We start from the raw sequence: 20,293 nt of genomic DNA, 5'->3' as shown, positions 1-20,293 counted from the left end.
GGCGCCAAAAAACGATGACAGCGATGATGAACTGGCAAAAACTGCTTTCACCGGCGCGCCTGGGCACCCGTCATTCCAGTGTTGGGCCCTTTGGCCGATCAGATTTCCACAAGGATTACGACCGGATCGTCTTTTCCGCATCCTTTCGACGCCTGCAGCGCAAAACGCAGGTCCATCCCCTGCCGGAAAATGACAATGTCCATACCCGCCTGACCCACAGTCTGGAGGTATCCTGCATTGCCCGGTCACTTGGCTTGATGGTCGGGCATCAATTGCATGAAAAGGGCAGCTTGCCCGACGCGATTGAACCAGACCACATGGCCGCCATCGTTCAGGCCGCAGCCCTTTGTCACGATATCGGCAACCCGCCTTTTGGTCATGCCGGGGAATACGCCATCCGCCAGTGGTTCGTTGATGCGGCCCCGAAATTTACCCAGGGCCTCAGCGCAGAGCAGTTCGCTGATCTGACGACCTACGAGGGAAATGCCCAGGGTTTCCGCCTTCTGACAAACAAACGGACCGGTCTGTATGATGGCGGCATGCGCCTGACATACGCGACATTGGCCAGTTTCCTGAAATATCCCTGGTCGGCAGCAGGAAGCCCGTTTCCCGAGAAAAAGAAGTTTGGTGCCTTCCAGAAAGAATTCTCGCTACTTGAAGAAGTCGCCGATGCCACCGGGCTGATCCGGACAGGCGAACAATCATTCTGTCGCCACCCGCTGGTCTATCTTGTCGAGGCCGCCGATGATGTTTGCTATGCGCTGATTGATATTGAAGATGGCGTGGAACTTGAACTCGTCGACTTCGCCGTTCTGGAAAAAATGCTCCTGCCCTGCATCTCTGACGAACTGCCTTCGGAATATGCCCGTGAACCGAACACCAGCCGCAAGATCTCCTTTCTGCGCGGCAAGATCATAACCGGTTTGCTCGATGCACTGGTAAAGGCATTTGTCGCCAACGAAGAAGCACTGCTTGCCGGTGAATGGAAGGGAGACCTTCTGGCATGTGCAGATGGTCCCTATAACGATTTGATCGTTCAAGCCAAGTCGTTCTCGGAAAAGCAGATCATTCTTAACCGCCGCAAGGTCCAGATTGAAGTGGGGGCCTTTGCCCATCTCGAAACCTTGCTTGAGACATTCTGCAAAACCGCGCTTGAGGTCCATCATGCGAAATCGGAATCCGACCTGCCCTATCGCGCCGGGCGGGTGCGTGAACTGATTGGTAATGATGCCATGCCCATCGGCGCATCGCTTTATGATCTTTATCTGGTCATTCTTGATTATGTATCGGGCATGACCGACGACTTCGCCGCACGCCTTGCCCGTGACATTGGCGGCGGACAGCACTAGGCCATGTGGTTGCTTGGTCCTTTCATTGCCCGCTATCGGCGTCGCACGGCTTTTCTGGGGGCAGCAGCATTCGCCGCCATCATCTATGGCCTCGTCGAACAAAGCACACGCCCCGAGATCGCGGCTTGGTATTGGCCATCCCTTGCCAGTGTGGTGACCTTTATTGTCACCCGATTTGTCATTTCGCGTCTGATCGGTCGGTTTATTGGCGGCGTGCGCCGAAAGCTGCAATAGCAACATTCCCAAAACAAAAGAAGGCAGGCCCATGGGCCTGCCTCCTCTTTCGGATTTTCAGTTGCCTGCCTTCGGGCAGACAGGGCGGGTCATTCCAGACCGCCACCCATGGCGCTGTTGATTTTCTTGTCGGTGTTATACTGGCTAAGCGAGTAAACGGCCCAGATCGCGGCCGGAACCCAACCTACCAGGGTGATCTGCAAGATCAGGCAAATCACACCTGCAATCGGACGCCCGATGGTAAAGAAAAGCAACCAGGGCAGAAGTAGTGCAATCAATAGACGCATGGATGAAATCCCCTTTTTGGTTCGACGTGCTTACATGCCGTCTTCGAAAGTCACGGTCACAACGCGGTTGCCCTGTTCGGCAACGCCATCTGCGGTCGAAACCGGTACATCGGATTCGCCACTGATGCTGATTGCAAGCATGCTGGCCGGGATACCGGCATCACGCAATGCCTTGACCACCGCATCAACACGCGATTTGGCAAGCATGTCATTATACTTCGCATCGCCAGCGCGGTCAGCATAGGCAACAAGGCTGATCATTTCCGGCTCGTACTTGCCATAGGCCTCAACGATACCATCAATAACCGACATCGCCTTGCCATCAACTGCGGCACTGTCGAAACCGAAATAGACATTCATCGGAACCGGCATCGGCATGGCCGCCATCGGTGCCGGAGCAGTGTCAAGTTCGGCCTGAACGATTGCCAGTGCCTGATAGAATGCCGCGCGGCAGTTATCGATGTCTTCCTGCTGAATGTTTTCTTCAAGTTCCTGCAACCAGCAATCGAAGCTGGACTGCGCACGCGCTGCGGCACTTGCAGCCTTTTCACGACCACCTGCATCAAGCGCTGCCATCAGATCAGCACGCGCAACTTCGACCTCAGCGCCGGACCCTTCAGGAAGCGAACGTTCCGCAATTTCCTGCGGTCCGCCATCCATGCCCATCGCTGCTGTCTTGGAACGGTTGGTGAAATAACGCGCGTCCGACCAATCAGCCTCGTCATATTCTGCCTGGGCAAGGTCGGCGTAGTTCTGGTGAAGAGCAGCGTCAAAAGCCGACCCTTCGTCGGCCATTTCACGTACTCCGGGGATGTTCATATTTGCACACGCGCTCAGAAAGGCGGCGGCGGATACAACGGCAAGCAGTTTAGCTTTCATCGGTTTTACTCCTTGGTCTGACCGACTATCAGGATCCCAGTCCCATTATTCAGGCCGAACGGCATTTGTTCCCAACGCCTTTTCATGCCTCATTCTTGCGGACCTTGTGGCCCGTCCGGTTCCATGCCGTTCTTGTTATCGATCAGATCAAAGGACCTGACCCCGAATGTCGACCAGCCCCAAGTCCTTGGCCGATTGCCCCAAGACAACATAGATTATGGATATACTTAACCCTATCCACAGATATATAGAAGTCAAATTCATGAAAAAAAGCAGTGGGATAGAGAAATTTCATAAACCGCTAACGTCCAATAACGATGGCAATACCGGCAAATCGACCCCGTGAACGGTTCAAAAAGTATAACGGCCCGACGCATGTTTTCCATCCGCCGGGCCGAATATTAGATCAACTTGGTATGGTCAACTGCGGCTCTATTCCGACGACCCGCCGAACAGCCCCTTGACCGCACCGCCCAATGCGTCTGTACCTTCTTTGATCTTGGTGCCTCCGCCGCTGGCAACGCCACCAACAGCACCAACGACGCCTTTGCCCAGATCACCGACACCCTGCAACAGACCATCGACATTCAGGCTCGAAACGGCCTTGAAGACGGCGGTGTTGATCGCTGTCAGGATTTCACCAGCAACCTGGGCCGGGGTCGCGCCACCTTCTTCCTTGCCCACATCGGTCAGATGAATTTCCGGCAGGCTGGCAGACAGCTTTTTGCCCTGCAGGAAGCCTGCCGAGACACCAACATCACCGTTGCGGACATAGACATTGTCGATAATGATTTTGGTTCCACCTGCGGCATCATCGCCAGATGTGGCACCATCAGCGCCACCCGCCCCGGTCGGGCCGGAAACACGTTGAACAAAGGCTTCGACGTTGCGCTGGATGGTTGCGATGTTTGAACTGCCATTGCCCAGTTCGTAAATGACACTTGGCTGATCAACCACCACTTCGATGATACGGATCGTATCGCTGGTCAGGGTCGAACCATCAAGACGGACCGAGATATTGCCAAGCGAAAACGCATAATCGGTGTTGAACCCATCCGGATTGCCGACCACAAGCCCGTTGATCGCCGCGGTATTTTGCGTTGGTTCGATCGACACACCTTCAACCGCGACATCGGCCAGCGTCACACGTGTGCCTGCCTCTTCGATGGTGGATTTCACGATGTTATCAAGATTGACGTAAACATAGACGAGGGCCCCGACGACCAAAGCGATGATCACGGCCAGACCAATCAGTATCTTTTTCATTGCCCGTTTCCTGCGTAGTGCCTCACCGAAAATACGCGAAATTCAACCCTTAGGGTGCAAATGGGTACGCATCCGGTTTCGTTCAACCAGAAGAGTTGCGCTGATCGGCCAGACAATCAAGTTATTTCACATGACAAAACAGCGGATTAGGCTTCCCTGATCCGCTGTTTTGATATCTCGGATACTCCGGGTACTCAGAGATTGAATTCCACCACAACGGGTGCGTGGTCTGATGGTTTTTCCCAATCACGGGCAATATCATAAACCGACGCCGTGCGAACGGTTCCGGCCATATTCGGCGTCATCCAGACATGATCCAAACGACGCCCCTTGTTGCTTTTGCGCCAATCGCGCGCGCGATAGCTCCACCAGCTAAACAGCTTTTCCGGTTCGGGAACAACGTCGCGCACAGCGTCAATGAAATCACCCGACTGACGGAATTTCTCAAGAATTTCAACCTCGACCGGCGTGTGGCTGACCACTTTGAGAAGCTGCTTGTGCGACCACACATCATTTTCGGACGGGGCAATGTTGAAATCCCCGACCAGAACCGCCTTGCGATCAGGGTTGGCCGCGCGACGCTCACTCCACCAATTGGTCATTTCATCAATGAAGGACAGCTTGTGGGCAAACTTTTCGTTGATTGCCGGGTCCGGCTCGTCGCCACCTGCCGGGATATAGAAGTTATGCAACTCAACGCCGTTCTCAAACGTCACCATGCAGTGACGGCGATCTTCCTTGCCACAAAAATGCTTGATGTCGGTTTCGGCAAACGGCAGGCGCGATACAATCGCCACCCCGTTATAGCTTTTCATGCCGTGATTGTGGCGGTGAACGTATCCGGCAGCCTCAAAGGCGTCATGGGGGAAATACTCGTCCGGACATTTCAGTTCCTGCAGGCACAGCGCGTCAGGCTGCTGTTCTTCCAGGAACTTGACAACCTGTTCGATGCGCAGACGGACGGAATTGATGTTCCAGCTTACGATTTTCAAAACGGGCTCCGTTTTCTTTCTTCAAAGGGCGGGCATTGGGGATGACCTTCCAAACCCGTGGTCCCTGCAAGGTTCTATTTAAGGGTCACTGACAGTTCTGCGACCTCGGCAATTGCCAGATCGATCCGGTCACCGCGAACGACCTGACCGACGCCTTCCGGTGTTCCGGTAAACAGAAGGTCACCGGGCTTGAGTTCAATCAGTGTGGAAAGGTGCATCAGCGCATCGACAACCGGCCAGATCATCTTGGCCGTAGTGTCATTCTGGCGGACATCGCCATTAACCGACAATTTCAGATTGGTCGCATGCGGATGACCCGCATCGGCTTTGGGCTGGATTGCGGAAATGGCCGCACACCCATCAAAGGACTTGGCCATATCCCAGGGCAGACGACGTTCCTTCAGGCCCGCCTGCACGTCACGGCGGGTCATATCAAGACCTGCCGCATACCCGAAAATCGCATCCTCGACAGCCGCACGGTCCAGATCCTTGCCGCCCTTGGAAAGGGCTGCGACAAGTTCACCCTCGTAATGCAGATCCTCAGTACCCGACGGGTACGGCAAATCGCCATTGCCAACAACAAGGCAATCGGTTGGCTTCATGAAGACGCAAGGCGGGGTATCAGACGGGTCCGATCCCATTTCACGCACGTGATCGGCATAGTTCTTTCCAATGCAGAAAATGCGATTTACCGGGAAAAAGTCGTCCGCTCCCTGAACCGGAATGGTCGTCGGTGCAGGCGCGTCAAAGATCAAGCTCATGATGACCCCATGTTGTTTATGCGTGGTATGCATCAGTCATAAACAAGCAAGGGCCAGAATGAAACGGCCAAAACGACTTGGCGCACCTCTGCTGTCAGGAATTGTCAGGAGGCCGCATCAAATCTTTCAGCGCTTGGGCATAAAGGCGGAATAATGCCGTTGCTCGTTAAGGATCATATCCCTGACACGGGCTTTGGCAATTTGCAGGATCTCGCGATTTTTGGGGTCATCAAGCTCCGGCACGGTAAGTATCAAAAGCTTGGCAGTGTCACCTGCATTGACCTGAAGGCGATATCTTTGCCCGCGTGCTAACGAAACACAGCAATCACGGCCGCTAAAAACATTGCCTTCACCATCCCAGATCTCGGCATTTCCGGACCGCACAAAAACCAGTTCTTCGGCATGGTGGCTTTGCACGCCAGACACAACACAAGGCCCACTCAGGTTCAATTCGCGCGTCGCAAGGCATGACGCAACGTCACCATTTGCTGGCGTTACCTGATCCTGATCTGTCGTGGGCTTGTCAATCAGCCTTACCATTTGCGCACTTCCCGAAATTGAAAACCTGTTTGGTTTGAACACGGGAAAGATGCCGGTATCGGGAAAATTGCACCATCCACATATGGGGAGTGCAGAAAAAAGGGGTGATACAACCAGTATCACCCCTTTGATATCGCTATGAAATCCGGATTACAGCAATCCTTCAATAACCCGGTCTGGCGGTGTATGACCGTCCACAAAGGTCTTGATATTGATCAGGACCTTTTCGCCCATGTCAACGCGCCCCTCAATCGTGGCCGATCCCATATGCGGCAACAGAACCGCATTTTGCAGCTCAAGCAATTTCGGGTTCACCGCCGGTTCATGTTCAAACACATCAAGACCTGCACCGGCGATTTCGCCATCGGCCAGCATCCGGGTCAGGGCCGGTTCATCCACGATTTCGCCGCGCGCGGTATTCACCAGAATGGCATGCGGTTGCATCAGTTTAAGACGACGCGCCGACAGCAAATGATAGGTCGCAGGCGTATGCGGGCAGTTGACCGAAATGACGTCCACATGGGCCAGCATCTGATCAAGGCTTTCCCAATAGGTCGCATCGAGTTCTTCTTCGATATCAGGATGTACACGGCGACGGTTGTGGTAGTGCACCGACAAGCCAAACCCCTTGGCGCGGCGCGCAAGTGCACGGCCAATGCGCCCCATGCCAACAATGCCAAGGCGCTTGCCCCAGATACGATGGCCCAGCATCAAGGTCGGGCCCCAGCCCCCCCATTCGCCCTTGCGAATAAGACGCTCGCCCTCTGCCAAGCGGCGCGATACCGACAGGATCAGCGCCATGGTCATGTCCGCCGTATCTTCGGTCAGAACATCAGGGGTGTTGGTCACGGTAATGCCGCGCGAACGCGCTGTTTGCAGATCAACATGGTCGACACCCGTGCCGAAATTGGCAATCAGACGCAGGTTGGGGCCCGCATGTGCGAGAACCGCTGCATCAATCTTGTCGGTCACCGTCGGCACCAGCACATCGGCTTCCTTGACCGCATCAATCAGTTCCTGTTTGCTCATCGGCGCATCGTCGATATTCAGACGCGCGTCAAACAGCTCCATCATGCGGGTTTCAATCGCTTCCGGCAGTTTCCGGGTCACGACGACAAGCGGTTTTTTCTTGGTCATGTGCCGATCCTATGCGGTCTTTTAACTCTTTTTCAGACAAAATACGGCATGGTGCATTTTGTGCCCTGCCGCAACGCAGTGATGCCATGCCAAAAGGTACAAAAGCAAGGATTTTGACGCATTTTTTGTAATTTTATTTCGCAAATGCGAATTTCCACAAAACCCGCTCAAATCGAATAACCAAAGGAATACCAACAAGATGTCGCAGGTTTTGCGCAAATTTCTGTATCGCTTCATGGCATTGGCGATTCTGGGCAGTCTGACCGCACCGATCGTGGCCAGCGCACAGGAATCGGGCCTGCCGATCCCGCGATTTGTCGCACTGCGCTCTGACAAAGTATTCCTGCGCGCCGGCCCCGGCCTTAGATACCCGAAAGTCTGGATTTATCATCGCCGCAACATGCCCATGGAAGTGGTGTCCGAGTTTGATACCTGGCGCAAGGTCCGTGACTGGGAAGGCAGCGAGGGCTGGGTTCATCAAAGTCTTTTGATCGGATCGCGCCATGTGATCGTGACCGATGAAAGCATCACCCTTTACTCTGCAGCCGATAAAAACGCCCGCAAGATCGCAATGGTTTCAGCCAGCGTGATCGGCAGCATCGAGGATTGCCCAAGCAGCGTTGACTGGTGCCAGCTGCGCTTTGGTGATTTCGAAGGATGGACGCCCCGTCACGGATTTTGGGGCATCTATGAAGGCGAGAATATCGAAGGCTAGGGTCAACCGCCCAAGCCTTGGAATATCAGATTAGGAAATCAGATCAGGCCTGGGCTCAGGCTTCAACAGAAACCCGATTGGCCGCCGCACGCTCGGCGCCACCGCCACCCGCAGACGTCCCATTGCCACCGCTGTCATATCCGCCAAAGGCCGGCGTAGCAAACGGCTGAGCTGTCGCGCCACCCTGTCCGGTCTGAGCCAGGAATTCCTGATCATCAGACGTGCCATCATCTTCCGCATCCGGATCAAGGATTGTGTTTTCCTCAGGCTCGGGAAGCGGGTCGGGACGCGGTTCTGGCAGGGTAAAGCCACCCACCGTCACGGACTGGCTGGCCAGCTGGGTGGATATATCCCCCAGATACGCCTGAAGATTTTCAGAAATACGTGCTTGTGCGTCATCGCGCCCGGACGTCTCTGATGCGGCCAGTTGTGCCTGCACGATATTTTCACCAGCAACCTGTGAAACACGGTTTTGGTCCTGTGCCGTGCGCAGGCTGCCCTGATCCGCAGCCACCGAAATTTCGCGATCACGCAGGGCTTCCTGTGCTTGGTCCACCAGCGTTCGCGCATTTGAAACACCCGCACTGTCCGAAACATTGATTTCTGACAGGCCAGTGGCCAAATCTTCGGAACCTGATGCCGACAGGTCGATATCAATCCGGTTATCCGATGATGTCCCCGTACCAACCTGAAGCGTGATCGTCTGATCGGACGCCAGTAGATCGCGCCCTTCAAAGCTGCTGTTGGCGGCAATATCATCGATCCGGGTCAGGTAATCTTCGATCTGCGCATTCAACTGCGCGCGCTGCTGCGTCGAAAGATCGCTATTTTCTTCGGCGATCGTGACCAGTGCATCAATCTCGTCAAGCGCGTCACCGATCCGCGAAAGATCATTGGATGCCTGACCAAGAAGTGCACCAGCGCTGCCAAGTGACCCATTCAGCTGGGCACTGGTATAACCGGCATTGCGAAACGAGTCGGCGCTGCGATCTGTATTCTGATTTTCAGCGGAGAACTGGCTGGTTTCAGACGCAATCAGCCTGTTCTGCGGCGCAATTGTGCGCGCAGTATTGGTATAGATTGGTAGCTGGCTGGCCAGTGTTTCCATCGTTTTCCGCTCAAACAAGCCGGTAAAACAACTACATGCTGCTTGGGCAACAGGGATCGAACGTTTTCAATCCCTTGCCAACCTGACCTTCCTGGTGTCCGGCGGAAATTCCAGCTGATAGTATAGTATATCAGAGAATAAAAATTAAGCCCCAAAGCGATCTGGACTGCAAAGGGCCCCTAACCGTTGGATCTGCGCCGCAAAATCGCAAATATTTCGAGATGAGATGACCACAGAAACTGGTCAACCGGGACGACCTTTTCGATCTCGTAGCCACTGTTGCGCAGCACTCGCATGTCGCGGCTAAACGTCGCTGGATTACATGATACTGCAATAACCCATTCCGGCCCGTCTGCGGCCAAGGCTTCACATTGCGCCAATGCACCGGCACGCGGCGGGTCAAACACCACCAGATCAAAGCCGGTCAACTCATCCCCGACAAGTGGCTGACGAAACAGATCGCGACGCATCACTTTGATCGGGCTGCCCGATTGCCCAACAGCATATTGCAGCAGCTCTACCGCACGCGGGTCACTTTCAACCGCGGTTACCGAACGCCGTTTACCTGCAAGTGCCAGCGAAAATGTAAAGCTCCCAACGCCGCAAAAGAGATCTGCCACATTCTTGGGCGCAATCTCGACGACGGCCGCCTTGATCGCACGAACAAGTGCTTCTTCGCCGTGACTGGTGGCCTGCAAAAAACCGCCCGGCGCAATTGGAACATCGATATTTTCAAAATGAACAACCGGCGTGTGACGTGCGGCCAAGGGTTCATCAGGGCGATCGCCTGTTTTCCAGCTCAGGCGCGCAATATTCTGGTCATCAGCAAACGCGGCCAGATCCTGACGCATATCCAGATCCGGGTCGTTACTGGCGTGAACCAGTACATCCAACCCGGTATCGGTCAGTGTAACAAAGACTTCCTTGATATCGCGCGCTTGCGCCGGTGGGCAGGCTTCAAGAAACGCCACGAACGCTTTGCGGAACGTCATCAATTCCGGTCTCAGCACGGCACAGTCGGGCACATTCAGAACTGTGTGACTGAACCGGCCATGAAATCCGACGAAAACGCCAGTTGCACCAACATGCACGGAAAACCCTGCACGGCGGCGGCTGGCAGGTGGTGATATTTCGACATCCCCGACCAGACCTTCGGCATCTTGCGGATCAATACCGGCCCGCTGCAGGGCGACAATAGCCTTGTCGCGTTTCCAGCTGCGGTAATCGTCGTCATTCATATGTTGCAGGGCGCAACCACCGCATTCCTTGAAATGCGCACAGCGCGGCGCACTATACCCGTCGGAACGTGCGATTTCGGAAACCACTTCTGCCCCGTAACCATCGCCACGCTTCTGACGCAACGCCACACGCACTTTATCCCCGGGCAGAACGCAATCGACATAGATCAGAACCGACTTTCCATCGGGTGCTGCGACATGCGCGATCCCGTCACCGCGCGCACCAATCTGTTCGACTGTCACGTCTGCTTCAAACCCGATCAGCGGATCGCGCCGGGACGGTTGACGTTTGCGTCCCCCTCGGGCGCGGGGATTGCGGTTATGGTGTTTCATGAACTCTCTCTGGGGGTGAACTTTGTCACACAATAAATCGGCATTGAATACGGGTGCCGGATTTCCGCCTGAGATACACCACTTCACGTTCCCAGAACAGGGGCTAACGCGGATTTATTGTCCTCTGGTCTATCTCAATACCCTGTCCCGAAATACATTTTGCGGATCCCCAACAAAATTATTCCGTGAATGCAGGCGACCAACCCCTTAAAGTCGTGTAAGAATAACACCATAAGATAATAGTACCGATTTCTTGTCGGCGAAATGCCATCGCCGTTTTGTTCATCGCGAATGCTGTGCTTGGCTTCGCCGATGTTTTCTGGTGAGGCCAGTTTTTTTTACACACAGCCCGATCGGGGAGGATCAGGCAGCGTGTTTATGTTGGGGGAGACATGGAAGAAGAAGCCAAGCTCGTGGAGGAAAACGAAACCAAACAGACGTCACGCCTCAAAAAGCGGGCGTTGGTGGCTGGTTTTCTGACGGCTGCTTTCTTCGCATCGGTCACCTACCTCGTTTGGAACACGGTCGAGAATGATCGCAGGGCAATCCTTCAATCAGCAGGTCAGATTACGGCAAGTTCCATAGCCCAGCAGGTCAAGACCATCGTGAACAACAATCTCTCGGTGCTCGAAAGCTTTGCCGATAACTGGCAAAGTGGCCCGCCAGAGGACGAACGTGAATATCTCTCCGTTGCAACGCCGCTGCAAAGCCGCTTCCCTGCGCTGCAGGCCGTCAACTGGATCACACCGAACTACATCATTTTGTATGTTGCCCCAATCAAGGGCAATGTACCGGCCATGGGTGCCGACCTGAAGCGCCATCCGCTGGCAGGCCCGGTGCTTGATATTGCGCTTGATCAGCGCCGCACCCAGATCACGCCAACCCTTGAACTGATGCAGGGCGGCCGTGGCTTTGCCGCCTATAGCCCGGTTCTTGGAAGTGATGGCGAAATCATTGGCATCATCAATGGTGCGTTTCGCATTCGCTCCATGCTGGCATCGGTGATCAATACCGAACAGGTCGAGGATTACACCGTACGTGTGCGCGAAGGCGATACGGTTCTGTTCGAGATCCGTGGCGAGGGTGACGATGAAACCCTGCAACGTACGGTGTCCTTCGAAGTGGTCGGTCGCCAATGGCAAGTCGATGTCATCGCTGATCCGAAACTGGCACAAACCGCAGTGCATCCTGAACTGGTCGTGATATTTGGGTCCCTGAGCACGGTTCTGTTCACGGTCATCATGTTCTTGCTGACCAACCGGCAAAAAGCCCCTCTGCGACGTTCGGTTCATCACATCAATGTCGGGGATGACATCAATGACCTGTCACTGTCGATTACCAGGCTCGACGGTCATCTGAAATCAATGTCTTCCGAAACAGCCGAATTCTTTGACCTGCGCGAAGAAGATTACGGCTTCATCCGTTTTTATAATCTGGCACCGGAATTCCAGTCCGATGGCACCGCGTCGCGCCGTTCACAGGAAAAGATGTTGCTGGCGATCAATCGCGGTGACGAGGAACTGCGTCGTGAATGGATTGTCCGCAGTGCAGAGGGCGTGCACGTCGTCTGCAATCTGGCGATGAAGCCATCGACGACGCATCCAGACTGCGTTGACATCACCCTGCATCACAATCCGGCGGCCAACGCATCGGTCAACCGGCTGCGCTATCTGGCCACGCACGACCCGCTGACCGGCCTTCCCAACCACGCCCTGTTCGAGGATCGCCTTAACCAGGCGGTTGCGCACGCCAAGCGCTATGAAAAGCTGCTTTCTGTTCTGGTGGTCGATATCGACAACTTCCGAGCGATCAATGACCGGTTTGGTGCCGATGTCGGCGATGAAACGCTCCGCACCATTTCCGGTCGCCTGCGTGCGACAGTGCGCGAAAAGGACACCTGTGCACGGTTCTCGGGCGATATGTTTGCCATCATTGCCACGGACCTGTCCGAAGCAGAGGGTGCCGCACTGGTTGCAGAACGCGTGGTCGAAGCGATGTCGCAACCGATCCTGACCACCACGGGCGATGAAATCCGCCTGCATGTCAGCGTTGGCGTGGCCCTTTATCCCAATGATGCACGCGCACCATCGCAGTTGATGGCCAACGCCGATGCCGCAATGTATCGCGCCCAGAAATCGGCTGAGTCATCCTATTGCTTCTTTGTCGAGACGATGAACAACGTGATGCATGCGCGCCTGTCGATGGAAACGCAATTGCGTCGCGCTGTGGATGAAAAGCGCTTTGTGCTTGAATATCAGCCACGGTATCGCACCTCGGATCGCAACCTTACCGGGTTTGAAGCGCTTCTGCGCTGGATTGATGACAGCGGCAAACGTCGTCTGCCGCCCGATTTCATCGCAGTTGCCGACCGCACAGGTCTGCTGTCACCGCTTGGGCACTGGATCATTGAAACGGTCTGCAAACAGCTTGCCGAATGGCGCAAGCAGGGATATGCCCCGGTACCGATTGCACTGAACGTCTCAAGCCGCCAGTTCATTCAGGCCGACCTGATCAAGAACATCACCGATCTGACCTCCGAATACGAAATCGATCCAGCAATGATCGAGATCGAGGTTTCCGAGGAAATCGCCATGCGCGATCCTGAACGTGCGCTTGGTCAATTCTATCGCTTTGCCGAGGCCGGCATTGGCTTGACACTCGACCACTTCGCAGCAGCCAACACATCGCTTCGCTATCTAAAGCGCTTCCCGGTGCAACGGATCAAACTGTCCAAGTCGTTGTTCAGCGTGGCCCTTGATGAACAACCTGAAAACAGCGTTCTGCAACCGGCAATTCGACTGTGCAAAAGCCTCAATCGCAAGGTCGTGGCCGTTGGCGTGGAAACCGAGGAACAGATGGCGTCATTGCAGGCTGCCGAATGTGACGAAATACAGGGCTTCTTGCTGTCTGCACCACGTGATGCGGCCGACACAACAGAGCTCCTGATCCAGCAAAACAAGCCCCAAGCGGCCCCCAAGGCAACACCGGGCCCGTCGGACGACAAGGGGTCTGGCTAGAGTTCTGGCTTAGCTGACATCTGAAACAAACAAAACCCCCGCAACGGTATCGCTTGCGGGGGTTTGCTTTTCATACTTGCATGCTTAAAGCAAAAAGACCGCTGCCAATCCAAGAAAGGCAAAGAAGCCAACCACATCGGTAATAGTGGTCAAAAAGACCGAGGACGACACGGCCGGGTCAATGCCCGCACGTTCGAGACCAAGCGGGATCAATGCCCCGAAAAGCCCGGCAAACAACAGGTTGATGATCATCGCAACCCCGATGACACCGCCAAGCATCATATCATCGAACCAAAACCACGTTACCGCCCCGGACAAAAAAGCAAAGGCAAGGCCGTTCAAACCACAGACGGCAACTTCCTTGCGAATAACACGCCATGCGTTCGTACTGGAAAGTTCACGCGTTGCGATGGCGCGCACGGCAACCGTCAGGGTCTGGGTACCGGCATTCCCGCCCATGGATGCGACAATCGGCATCAGAACCGCCAGGGCAACCAGCTTTTCAATCGTGCCTTCGAACATGCCGATGACAAGCGATGCCAGTACAGCAGTCCCAAGATTGACCAGAAGCCATGTAAAGCGCGACCGCGTCGTGGCAAGGATGTCGCTTGAAAGGTCATCCTCCTCACCGACACCTGCAAGGCGCATCATGTCTTCTTCGTATTCCTCGTCAATAACGTCAACGACGTCATCAACCGTGATCACACCGACCAGTCGACCGCTATCATCAACAACCGGCGCAGAAATCAGGTCGCGCTGACGGAACAGATGGGCGACGTTTTCCTGCTCCTCGGTCACGACGACCGTGCGCATTTCCTCAGATTCCATGACATCGCGGATCAGGACCGGGCGGTTTGTTCGGATCACGCGCGACAGAGGAACAATGCCCACCGGGCTATAGCGCGGATCAACAACGATAATGTCGTAAAAGTCTTCGGGCAGGCTTTTGGCCGAACGCAGGAAATCAATGGTTTGCCCGACAGACCAGTAATCCGGGATCGCCACCAGCTCGCGCTGCATGATACGACCGGCGGTGTATTCCGGATAGGACAGCGCCTCTTCAACACGCGCACGCTCGATATCCGAAAGCGCGCCAAGAAGTTCGCGCTGCTCGTCTTCGTCAAAGTCCTCGATGACCTCGACCACGTCATCCGAATCAAGTTCGGTGATCGCCTCGGCCACCACGTCGGTGCCAAGCAGGCCAATGACCTCTTCACGAAGTTCATCATCAAGTTCAGTCAGGAATTCCGGGTCAAAGTCCGGCCGGATCAGGTCGACAAGCTGTTCACGCTGGCTGGAACTGGCCCAACCAAGCAAGTCAGCAATATCGGCAAAGTGCAACTCGGCCAGAAGATCGGCGGCCTTGCTACCCTCTTCTTCGCCAAGGGCGTCAAAAATTTCGCGGGCATATTCGGGAGTCAGATCGACATATTCATCGCCGGAGGACGTATCCGCCGGACGGTCGAGTTCTTCGACTTGACCTGTCATCTGCCCCTCCCTGAATTAATGTGCCGCCGTCTCTTCCTGCACAAGATAAACGCCGTGCCGGGCTTTTGGTTCCAATGCCCGACACGGCTGTTTCTGCGCCATCACAATGACTTGGTCAAGAGCGCGATGGCAGGTCACCTCGTTGCGCAATCAAGGCGGGGCGCGATGAGCTGAAGTTTTACTGACCTTCCTGATTCCGTGTCACGGCGTCAACCACGGCGATCGCCGTCATGTTGACGATGCCACGCACGGTAATGGACGGACTGACAACGTGTGCAGCCTTCGCCGCACCCACCAGGATCGGCCCGACCGGAAGCCCGTCACCCAACATTTTGACCATGTTGTACGAGATGTTGGCCGCATCAAGGGTCGGCATGACCAGAAGGTTGGCCGAACCGCTCAGCATCGAATGCGGGAAGATCCGGTCACGGATCGGTTGCGAAATGGCTGCATCCGCATGCATTTCACCTTCGATCTCAAGATCCGGGGCCTGCGTTCTGATCAGCTGAAGCGCATCACGCATCTTGCAGGCCGATTTGTTTTCGTGGCTGCCAAAGTTGGAATGCGAAATCAAAGCGGCCTTTGGCGTAATACCGAAACGCTTGACCACGTCTGCCGCCATGATGGCGGTTTCTGCGACATGCTCCGGGGTCGGGTCGACCGACACATAGGTATCGGTCAGGAAGAACGTCCCCTGCTTCATGATCATCATGTTGACGGTCGAGAAGTCGGTAACCCCCTTGCGCAGCCCGACAAGATTGCGGACATAGCGCAGATGGCGCAGGAAGCCGCCCTGACAACCGCACAGCATCGCATCGACTTCACCACGCCGCAGCATCAGGGCCGCAATCACGGTCGGACGGGTACGCACGATTGCACGGGCATATTCCGGGTTGATCCCCCGACGGCCCATGATGTTGTGGAAGTCCTGCCAGTCCTGCTCGAAATGCGGGTTGTCATCGGGATCATGAATTTCGATCTGCTCGTCGGGGACAAGACGCAGGCCAAGTTCAGTAATCCGTTCAAGGATGACTTCGCGACGCCCGATCAACACCGGATGGCAAATGCCATCATCGACAAGCACCTGGCAGGCCTGCAGAACGCGGCGCGATTCGCCTTCTGGATAGACCACGCGTTTCTTGTGTGAACGCGCAACGTCGAAGACCGGCTTCATGACAAGGCCAGACCGGAAGACAAACCCTTCAAGCTGCTGACGATATTCGTCAAAATCCTCGATCGGGCGTTTGGCAACACCGCTATCCATCGCAGCCTTGGCAACACGCGGCGGGATTTCCAGCATCAGGCGCGGATCAAACGGCTTCGGGATAAGATATTCCGGACCGAATTTAAGCTCCTCACCGCCATAGGCAGTTGCCACGATATCGGAAACTTCGGCTGTCGCCAGATCGGCAATCGCCTCGACGGCGGCGATCTTCATTTCCTCGTTGATCTCGGTCGCGCCGACATCAAGCGCGCCGCGGAACAGGAACGGGAAACAAAGCACGTTGTTGACTTGGTTGGGGTAATCCGTGCGGCCGGTCGCCATGACCGCATCCGGGCGGATTTCCTTGACCAGTTCCGGGGAAACTTCCGGGGTCGGGTTGGCCAGCGCCATGATGATCGGGCCTTCGCCCATCTTGCGCAGTTCGTCCTCACCCATCACGTTCGGTGCCGAAAGACCAAGGAAGATATCAGCCCCCTCGATCACATCACTCAGCGTACGTGCATTGGTTTCAATGGCGTATTCGGCCTTCCACGGATCCATTTCCTCGGCCCGGCCCCTATAGACCACGCCAAACCGGTCAGTGACCGTGATGTTGTGTTTGGGCAGGCCCATCGACACCAAAAGGTTCAGACACGCCAAGGCCGCTGCACCGGCGCCTGATGTCACAAGGCGGACCTTGTTGATATCCTTGCCGGTCACACGCAGACCATTGAGGACTGCGGCCGCAACACAAATCGCCGTGCCGTGCTGGTCATCGTGGAAAATCGGAATGTTGCAGCGTTTGCGCAATGCCTCTTCAATGATGAAGCATTCGGGGGCCTTAATGTCTTCGAGGTTAACACCCCCGAAAGTCGGCTCCAGAGCTGCAACGATATCAATAAATTTCTGCGGGTCGGTTTCGTTCACTTCAAGATCGAAAACATCGATATTGGCGAACTTCTTGAACAGAACCGCCTTGCCTTCCATCACCGGCTTGGATGCCAGCGGGCCAATCGGGCCAAGGCCCAGCACCGCCGTACCGTTCGAAATCACACCAACCAGATTGCCGCGCGCAGTGTAATCAACTGCGGTGTCCGGGTCTTTGACGATTTCTTCGCAGGCAAACGCAACGCCCGGCGAATAGGCCAGGGCAAGGTCACGCTGGTTTGCAAGGGTGGTGGTTGCCGTAACGGACAATTTCCCCGGGGTGGGATACCGGTGATAGTCCAAAGCTGCTTCGCGCAGCTTGTCATTTCTATTTGCCATCATAATACCTTTAAATTTCAGGTATTTACATAAATTAACCGTGAATCGGTTAAATCCTGATCATTCACTCTAGTGGGACCGGTAGACTAAATGAGTTTGGTCCGCTGTTGAAGCATTCAGTGTCATTCTCTGCCAAGGGGCTGCATTGCGTAATTTTCAACGCGGCACCGCACAATAAATCAATCGGTTATACCGCAACTGCGACATCGCATTTGCCAACCGGTTACTTGCCTGATGCAAACCATTGTAGGGGATATATGGGGAAGGTCCACAAACGAAAAAACCCGCCATTTCTGGCGGGCTCTTTTTCGTGACCATCCCGATTGGCCGGGAGGCCAGTTAATGGTGCGGTCGAGAAGACTCGAACTTCCACGGGCTATTAACCCACAGCGACCTCAACGCTGCGCGTCTACCAATTCCGCCACGACCGCATATGTATGTCTGCAAGCCCTTGAGGTATCGAAGCGGGCTTGCCTTGGCGCGGAAAGGGAGATAGCAAATTGGTATCCCCTGATCAAGGGCTCATTTCACTTATTTGACAGGAAAAATGCAAAGCAACGCCCCAACCGCGCAAATCCCCGAGTGGCGCACCACCCAGGAGTTGGTTTCCTACCCTGAAGCCCTTGCTGAAATGGAAGCCCGCGCAGAGGCCATCCATGCTGGCGAAGCCCATGAACTTGTTTGGTTTCTTGAACATCCGCCACTTTATACAGCGGGCACCAGTGCGCACGCCGAAGACCTTGTCGATCCGGATCGCTTTCCGGTCTATGACGCGGGACGTGGCGGGCAATATACGTATCACGGACCGGGTCAGCGCACGGTTTATCTGATGCTCGACCTTAAGAATCGCGGTCGCGATGTCCGGGTCTATGTTCATAATCTTGAAGAATGGGTGATTCGCACGCTTGCGTTGCTCGGTATCAAGGGGGAACGCCGTGACGGACGTGTGGGCATCTGGGTGGTGCGCGATGACGGCCGCGAAGACAAGATCGCCGCGATTGGCGTGCGTGTGCGCCGCTGGGTGACCTTCCACGGCATTGCCATCAATGTCGCCCCGGACCTGTCACATTTTGGTGGGATCGTTCCGTGCGGCATCTCTGATCATGGTGTTACCAGCCTTAAGGACCTTGGGGTCGATATTTCTATGGCGGAACTTGATCGGCTGTTAAAACAAACCTTTGGTGAAATATTTTCGTGAAACCGTTCCCGAGCCATCCGCATGAGTGACAAGTCGCACCCGGCCAAGGCAGAAGCCCAGCCAGAAGCTGCAGCGGCCATGCAGGCCAAAGGCAGGACCAAAGGCCATAAAATGCCCGGAAGTGTTGCGAACGGTGGAATGGCCGACGCGGAACGTGACATTCTTGCGGAACTCGACAAGGCGCTTGGGGAACATGTCGCCCTTTTACTGCGGTGGAACCGCAAGCTCGTCCTGCCGGATTCGCCCGCCCCGGATACCGAAGACGACGACCATGACTGCGATTTCGGGGCCTGGTACGCTTTAAATCGCCACAACAGGCTCATTGATCAACCGGCCATGCACGCGCTGGCAACAACCCATCAGCAACTGCACGATTCGGCAAAGCGGCTTTTATCGGCACGTGATGTCGACAACGAAGTCGATTCGGCCGAATTTGACATGATGGCACTGCGCGCGGAGTCGTTCTTTGCCCAGTTGCGTCGCCTTGAACGCGCGTTCCGAACGGCCCGCTCCGATGTTGATCCGCTGACAGGCACCTATAATCGCCAGACGATGATGGGCGATCTGAATGCCGAACGCGAACGCGCGATCCGCACCGAAGTCCCCACCGCCATTGCGCTGGTCGATCTCGATCACTTCAAATCGGTCAATGACACCTATGGCCATCAGGCAGGCGATATCGTCCTGCAATCGGTAGCGGGCATTCTGCAATCGCATGTCAGGCCGTTTGACAAGGTGTATCGCTATGGCGGGGAAGAATTCCTGATCTGCCTGCCCAATGCTGACATGAAGCAATGCGCGCGCGTGCTTGAACGCCTGCGCCGGGTGATCGAGGCATCGCCGGTCACGATCAGCGATGATACAATCTTGCCGGTTACCGCATCCATCGGCGCAGCGCCGATGACCAAAAGCCGCACGACAGAGCAAATCATCGAAAAAGCCGACAGGGCCCTTTACGCCGCCAAGGAAGGCGGTCGGAACCGCGTACGCGTCTGGCGCAGTCCGGATGGCAAGGCAGCTCCCACGGCGCCAAAACACGGCAAGAACGCCCCCTGAGCAGCCAACGCCCCATTGGGATGCCCCGCACCGCCCACAATCCAACCTGGCCCGAAAATTTTTTGCCGATTTTCACTGCAATGCAGCAATCTCAATCAGCACACAATTTCAGTTTGTTAGATTGGAAAAGTGTTTTTGTTCACTGCAAAGAACAAAAAATTCCGCACAAGCGAAATCTTGTCTTCACAAGTTGGCAACATATCTGCAAACTATAATAAGAAAAAG

17 protein-coding genes and 1 tRNA gene are annotated in these 20,293 nt (G+C 55.2%); 6 read left to right on the top strand and 12 right to left on the bottom strand.

The genetic code is table 11. From position 1 onward, the window contains the following. Nucleotides 1-14 precede the first annotated feature (14 nt). Complete coding sequence (locus tag B2R48_RS18205) at nucleotides 15-1,349, top strand: deoxyguanosinetriphosphate triphosphohydrolase (RefSeq protein ID WP_297003263.1); 1,335 nt, start codon at nucleotides 15-17, stop codon at nucleotides 1,347-1,349. A gap of 3 nt (nucleotides 1,350-1,352) precedes the next feature. Next, nucleotides 1,353-1,583 (top strand): hypothetical protein, encoded by a 231-nt coding sequence (locus B2R48_RS18200; protein ID WP_213474030.1) that lies wholly within the window; start codon nucleotides 1,353-1,355, stop codon nucleotides 1,581-1,583. Nucleotides 1,584-1,672: 89 nt separating this feature from the next. Here the strand turns inward: B2R48_RS18200 and B2R48_RS18195 are convergent, their stop codons facing one another. From B2R48_RS18195 to B2R48_RS18165, 7 genes are all read right to left on the bottom strand, one after another. After that, nucleotides 1,673-1,870, bottom strand: a complete 198-nt coding sequence (locus B2R48_RS18195; protein WP_062955743.1) for a YqaE/Pmp3 family membrane protein — start codon at nucleotides 1,868-1,870, stop codon at nucleotides 1,673-1,675. Between the two features lie 30 nt (nucleotides 1,871-1,900). Beyond that, a complete protein-coding gene (locus B2R48_RS18190; RefSeq protein WP_213474031.1) occupies nucleotides 1,901-2,749 on the bottom strand; it encodes an OmpA family protein in 849 nt (282 codons plus the stop codon). A 432-nt stretch (nucleotides 2,750-3,181) separates the two neighbouring features. Continuing rightward, the gene (locus B2R48_RS18185; RefSeq protein WP_062955745.1) at nucleotides 3,182-4,015 is read right to left on the bottom strand and encodes a hypothetical protein; all 834 of its coding nucleotides are present in this window, start codon (nucleotides 4,013-4,015) and stop codon (nucleotides 3,182-3,184) included. Nucleotides 4,016-4,209: 194 nt separating this feature from the next. Continuing rightward, nucleotides 4,210-5,007: an exodeoxyribonuclease III gene (gene xth, locus B2R48_RS18180; RefSeq protein ID WP_213474032.1), complete on the bottom strand. Its 798-nt coding sequence runs from the start codon at nucleotides 5,005-5,007 to the stop codon at nucleotides 4,210-4,212. Nucleotides 5,008-5,081: 74 nt separating this feature from the next. Next, nucleotides 5,082-5,768, bottom strand: a complete 687-nt coding sequence (locus B2R48_RS18175) for a fumarylacetoacetate hydrolase family protein (protein ID WP_062956022.1) — start codon at nucleotides 5,766-5,768, stop codon at nucleotides 5,082-5,084. A gap of 126 nt (nucleotides 5,769-5,894) precedes the next feature. Continuing rightward, complete coding sequence (locus B2R48_RS18170; RefSeq protein ID WP_213474033.1) at nucleotides 5,895-6,308, bottom strand: hypothetical protein; 414 nt, start codon at nucleotides 6,306-6,308, stop codon at nucleotides 5,895-5,897. Nucleotides 6,309-6,458: 150 nt separating this feature from the next. Then, entirely contained in the window at nucleotides 6,459-7,445 is a 987-nt protein-coding gene (locus B2R48_RS18165; RefSeq protein WP_062955748.1) for a 2-hydroxyacid dehydrogenase, read from the bottom strand. A 199-nt stretch (nucleotides 7,446-7,644) separates the two neighbouring features. On the opposite strand from B2R48_RS18165, the gene B2R48_RS18160 reads away from it, so the two are divergent. Next, on the top strand, nucleotides 7,645-8,160 hold the full coding sequence (locus B2R48_RS18160; RefSeq protein WP_062955749.1) for an SH3 domain-containing protein: 516 nt from the start codon (nucleotides 7,645-7,647) through the stop codon (nucleotides 8,158-8,160). 55 nt (nucleotides 8,161-8,215) lie between these two features. Here B2R48_RS18160 and B2R48_RS18155 read toward each other — a convergent pair whose 3' ends face one another. Next, nucleotides 8,216-9,268, bottom strand: coding sequence for a hypothetical protein (locus B2R48_RS18155; RefSeq protein ID WP_297003252.1), 1,053 nt, complete (start codon nucleotides 9,266-9,268; stop codon nucleotides 8,216-8,218). Nucleotides 9,269-9,447: 179 nt separating this feature from the next. Then, nucleotides 9,448-10,839 (bottom strand): class I SAM-dependent RNA methyltransferase, encoded by a 1,392-nt coding sequence (locus tag B2R48_RS18150; RefSeq protein WP_213474036.1) that lies wholly within the window; start codon nucleotides 10,837-10,839, stop codon nucleotides 9,448-9,450. 392 nt (nucleotides 10,840-11,231) lie between these two features. Between B2R48_RS18150 and B2R48_RS18145 the strand changes: the two genes are divergently transcribed. Further along, nucleotides 11,232-13,856, top strand: a complete 2,625-nt coding sequence (locus tag B2R48_RS18145) for a bifunctional diguanylate cyclase/phosphodiesterase (RefSeq protein ID WP_297003250.1) — start codon at nucleotides 11,232-11,234, stop codon at nucleotides 13,854-13,856. An 84-nt stretch (nucleotides 13,857-13,940) separates the two neighbouring features. Here B2R48_RS18145 and mgtE read toward each other — a convergent pair whose 3' ends face one another. The 3 genes from mgtE to B2R48_RS18130 all read right to left on the bottom strand — a co-directional run bounded on the left by mgtE (nucleotide 13,941) and on the right by B2R48_RS18130 (nucleotide 18,245). Beyond that, nucleotides 13,941-15,344, bottom strand: a complete 1,404-nt coding sequence (gene mgtE / locus B2R48_RS18140; protein ID WP_062955753.1) for a magnesium transporter — start codon at nucleotides 15,342-15,344, stop codon at nucleotides 13,941-13,943. 178 nt (nucleotides 15,345-15,522) lie between these two features. Continuing rightward, nucleotides 15,523-17,814 carry an NADP-dependent malic enzyme gene (locus B2R48_RS18135; RefSeq protein ID WP_297003247.1) on the bottom strand — a complete coding sequence of 764 codons (2,292 nt, stop codon included), beginning with the start codon at nucleotides 17,812-17,814 and terminating at the stop codon, nucleotides 15,523-15,525. 343 nt (nucleotides 17,815-18,157) lie between these two features. Continuing rightward, a tRNA-Leu gene (locus B2R48_RS18130) sits at nucleotides 18,158-18,245 on the bottom strand. A 116-nt stretch (nucleotides 18,246-18,361) separates the two neighbouring features. Here B2R48_RS18130 and lipB point away from each other — a divergent pair. Both lipB and B2R48_RS18120 read left to right on the top strand, forming a co-directional pair. Further along, a complete protein-coding gene (gene lipB / locus B2R48_RS18125) occupies nucleotides 18,362-19,012 on the top strand; it encodes a lipoyl(octanoyl) transferase LipB (RefSeq protein ID WP_297003245.1) in 651 nt (216 codons plus the stop codon). A 21-nt stretch (nucleotides 19,013-19,033) separates the two neighbouring features. Then, entirely contained in the window at nucleotides 19,034-20,068 is a 1,035-nt protein-coding gene (locus B2R48_RS18120) for a diguanylate cyclase (protein ID WP_297003244.1), read from the top strand. Nucleotides 20,069-20,293: the final 225 nt, after the last annotated feature.

The sequence above is a fragment of the Thalassospira sp. UBA848 genome (assembly GCF_002295455.1).
GTDB lineage: Bacteria > Pseudomonadota > Alphaproteobacteria > Rhodospirillales > Thalassospiraceae > Thalassospira.
Note: the sequence above shows the minus strand (reverse complement) of the source record. Positions and strands in the feature narration are given on the sequence as shown.